Genomic DNA, 3,356 nt, shown 5'->3' on the forward strand with positions numbered 1-3,356 from the left:
CCCCGGTCCCATCCCGAACCCGGAAGCTAAGACCCACAGCGCCGATGGTACTGCACCCGGGAGGGTGTGGGAGAGTAGGTCACCGCCGGACAACCATTACAGCCAGGCCCCGACACACAGTGTCGGGGCCTGAGCCTTTTAACACCCCAAACAGGCATCCGACGCCCCTCCCGCAGATCCAGCCAGCTGACGAAGGCAAGTCCGGATCTATGGGGCGAGCTGGGAGCCTGACGGAAGAGGGCCTTTTTCGTAACCCAGCCGGCGCCGCCAGCATGGTCAGCGGGGAAACTTGCGGCCGTGGAGCCACGCAAGGAGCTCGATTGCGAGGCCGCCGCCGGCCCCGGTTGCCAGAGCTGCGAGCAAAAGCCCGCCTGGTGGCCAGGAGAGAATGAAGAAATCTTGTGCCAAGGGGATGTTGAGCAGAATGACGAGGGCGGCGCACATCGCCGCCAGTACACCGACCCGGCCGGCGTTGAGCGGCCGGGATACCACCGCCAGGATCCAGAGCCCCACCACTGTGAGGGTGAGAACGGAAGCGGAGCGCACCGCTTCCGGCCCCGGCGCTGCCGCCGATGGCGCGATGGCATTGAGCACAAGCAAGGTGGCCGCGACGATGAGTCCGGCCGGCAGCGAGAACCAGAGTGAGCGGCGCAGGAAACCCGGCTTATAGCGACGGGTGTTCGGCATCAGTGCCAGGAAGAAAGCGGGGATGCCAATTGTGAGGCCGTCTGTGAAGGAGAGCTGGCGGGGGAGAAACGGGAACTGCCACTGCAGCAGTCCGAAACTGACGGCGATGGCAATGGAATACGCCGTCTTACTGAGGAAGAGGCTTGAGACCCGCTCGATGTTGGCGATGACGCGCCGACCCTCTGCCAGCACTTCCGGAAGCCGGTCAAAGCGGCCGTCGAGGAGGACCAGCCGCGCTACCGCCTTGGTAGCCGGCGCCGCAGAATCCATGGCGATGCCAAGGTCTGCCGTTTTCAGGGCGAGGGCGTCGTTGACCCCGTCCCCGGTCATTGCCACGGTGTGTCCAAGCCGTTGCAGGGCAGCGACCATGTCCTTCTTTTGATCAGGGCTGACGCGGCCGAAGACGTTGTTGCCCCCCATCACCTCCTCAAGAAGCAGGGGATCTTCGGGCAGCGAACGTGCGTCGTAGCCTTGGGCCACGTCGAGGCCAACCCGACGCGCGATGGCGGCGACGGTCCGCGGATCGTCGCCGGAGATGATTTTCAACTCCACGCCCTCGGCGCGGAAGAATTCCAGGGTGTCCCGGGCATCGGACCGGGTCTGCTCCCGAAACGTCAGGAGTGCGACCGGCCTGAGACCGTCGGGCAGCGTCGGCGTCTTGCTCGCCCCCGGAGGCGTGTCCGCTCCGGCCAGCAGCAGCGTCCGCAAGCCGGTGCCGGCAAGCTTGCCGGCTTGCTGAAGCACGTCGGCATGGCCTGGCTCCGCTGTCCGGGCCGGTTCGTCGGAGGACCCGGTAGCTCCCCCCGGCGCCGGATCTACGGTGATGCTGTTTCCCGGAGCCAGGACCATTTCCGGCGCCCCGAGAATCCAGGTGGGCGTCGCCCCGTTGCCTCCACCGAAGGTCACCCCGCTCCACTTCCGGGAGGAGGAGAACGGAACGTAGGAGATCGACTGGAATCCGCCGTCGTCCTCGAAAGCGGCGCCGAGGCTCCGCGCCGTGGCGTTCGCCTCGGGCTCAGCGGCAAACCAACCGAGGGCCTGTTGCCAACCTGGATCCGGCGTTGGCGTCAGCTGGTGAACCGCCTCGAATCTCAGGCCGCCCTCCGTCAGGGTGCCGGTCTTGTCCATGCAGAGGACGTCCACCCTTGCGAGGCCTTCGACCGCAGCGAGTTCCTGAATCAAGACCTTGTGGCTGGCGAGCCTGAGCCCTCCGACGGCGAACGCCACGCTGGTCAGCAGCACGAGGCCCAACGGAACCATTGCGATTACGCTGGCGATGACGCCTACCAAGGCTGTCGTCCAGGTGCCTGTGGCGACGGCATCCTGCCAACCGCCCCGCGCCTGCAGCTCGCCGTTGACCACAAGGATCGCGACAGGCAGGATCGCCCAGGCTATCCAGCGAAGCACACGGTTGAGGCTGTTGCGGATCTCCGAGTTCACCAGGGAGAACCGGCGCGCATCAGCGGTGAGCCGGCTGGCGAACGACTCCGCACCCACCCGCACCACCCGGGCTTTGCCGTGCCCGGCCACAATGATGGATCCGGAAAGCACGTCCGACCCGGTGTCTTTGGCCACGGGGTCCGATTCGCCGGTGAGGAGGGATTCGTCCGCCTCGAGTCCGGCGGCTTCGAGCACTGCTGCGTCCGCCGTCACCTGGTCCCCGGCACGCAGTACCAGGACATCATCGCGGACGACATCGGCCGTGGCGATCTCCCGGATCTGGCCGTCGCGCAGCACCCGTGCACGCGGGGCATCCAAAACCGCAAGACGGTCCAGGGACCTTTTGGCCCGGAATTCCTGGACCACGCCGATCACCGCGTTGCCCGCGGCAGCCAGGCCGAACAATGCGTCCTGCCAGCGGCCGAGGAGCAGCAGCACGAGGAAGCTTGAGCCGACAATCGCGTTGAAGAGGGTGAGGACGTTGGCGCGGAAGATCTGCCACAGGCTCCGGCTGGTCTTGTCCGGCACCCGGTTGTCGAGCCCACTCTCGATGCGGGCGGTGACGTCGTGCTGCGAAAGCCCGTTCACAGCCGGGCCGGACACACGCCGACTGAGCGGGACTGCTATCTGGCGCCGGCGTTGTGCCCTCACCCCCTGATGGTATCCGCAGCAGCGGCCTAAGGTGACGGAGCATACAGCTCCCACTGACGACGCCGGGTTGCAGCCCGGGCGACAACGGCGCCGGTGCCGCGCCAGTGCGGAGCCCGTCCGACGGCCGTGCGGCGCCGGTTCGGCGAGGTTCCGGGGGCGGCCGAAGGGCACCGCGGCGCAGCCGCGAAGCGGGTTTGCGGTTACCGTCGACTGGGTGTATTGTTTTCTAAGTCGCCACGAGGGAGAACAGCGGAAACGCTGGAGGACCGGAGGCGGCCAATCCCCCAAAAATAATTCAAGACCAAGTTCTTTCGGCGGTTCAATCGCTAAAGAATTCTGGTGGGGCTGGTTCGTCTGCTGATGTAGGTCCGGGAAGCCGGATTTGCTTTGGACGTCGACACCGAGTAAGTTTGAAAAGTTGCTCCGGAGCGATCCTGGACCGTTGGGTTTGGGTGGTGCCGGGTGTGTCTGTTGTTTGAGAACTCAATAGTGTGCCAAGTTTGTTGATACCAATTTTGTATTGAATTGGTTGATTGTGCCGGGCCTGCCACCCCGTGGTTGGGTCCGGTGTTTTTAGC

The 3,356-nt window shown here is 65.4% G+C and carries 1 protein-coding gene and 1 rRNA gene; one reads left to right on the forward strand and one right to left on the reverse strand.

Annotation, left to right across the window (positions count from 1 at the left end; genetic code table 11):
• A 5S ribosomal RNA gene (rrf, locus tag AC1DH3_RS16660) occupies positions 1-91 on the forward strand; the annotation flags it as partial.
• 185 nt (positions 92-276) lie between these two features.
• On the opposite strand, the gene AC1DH3_RS16665 is transcribed toward rrf, so the two are convergent.
• Positions 277-2,715, reverse strand: coding sequence for an HAD-IC family P-type ATPase (locus AC1DH3_RS16665; protein ID WP_476909817.1), 2,439 nt, complete (start codon positions 2,713-2,715; stop codon positions 277-279).
• Positions 2,716-3,356 lie beyond the last annotated feature (641 nt).

It is taken from the genome of Arthrobacter sp. 05L428, from assembly GCF_056397665.1.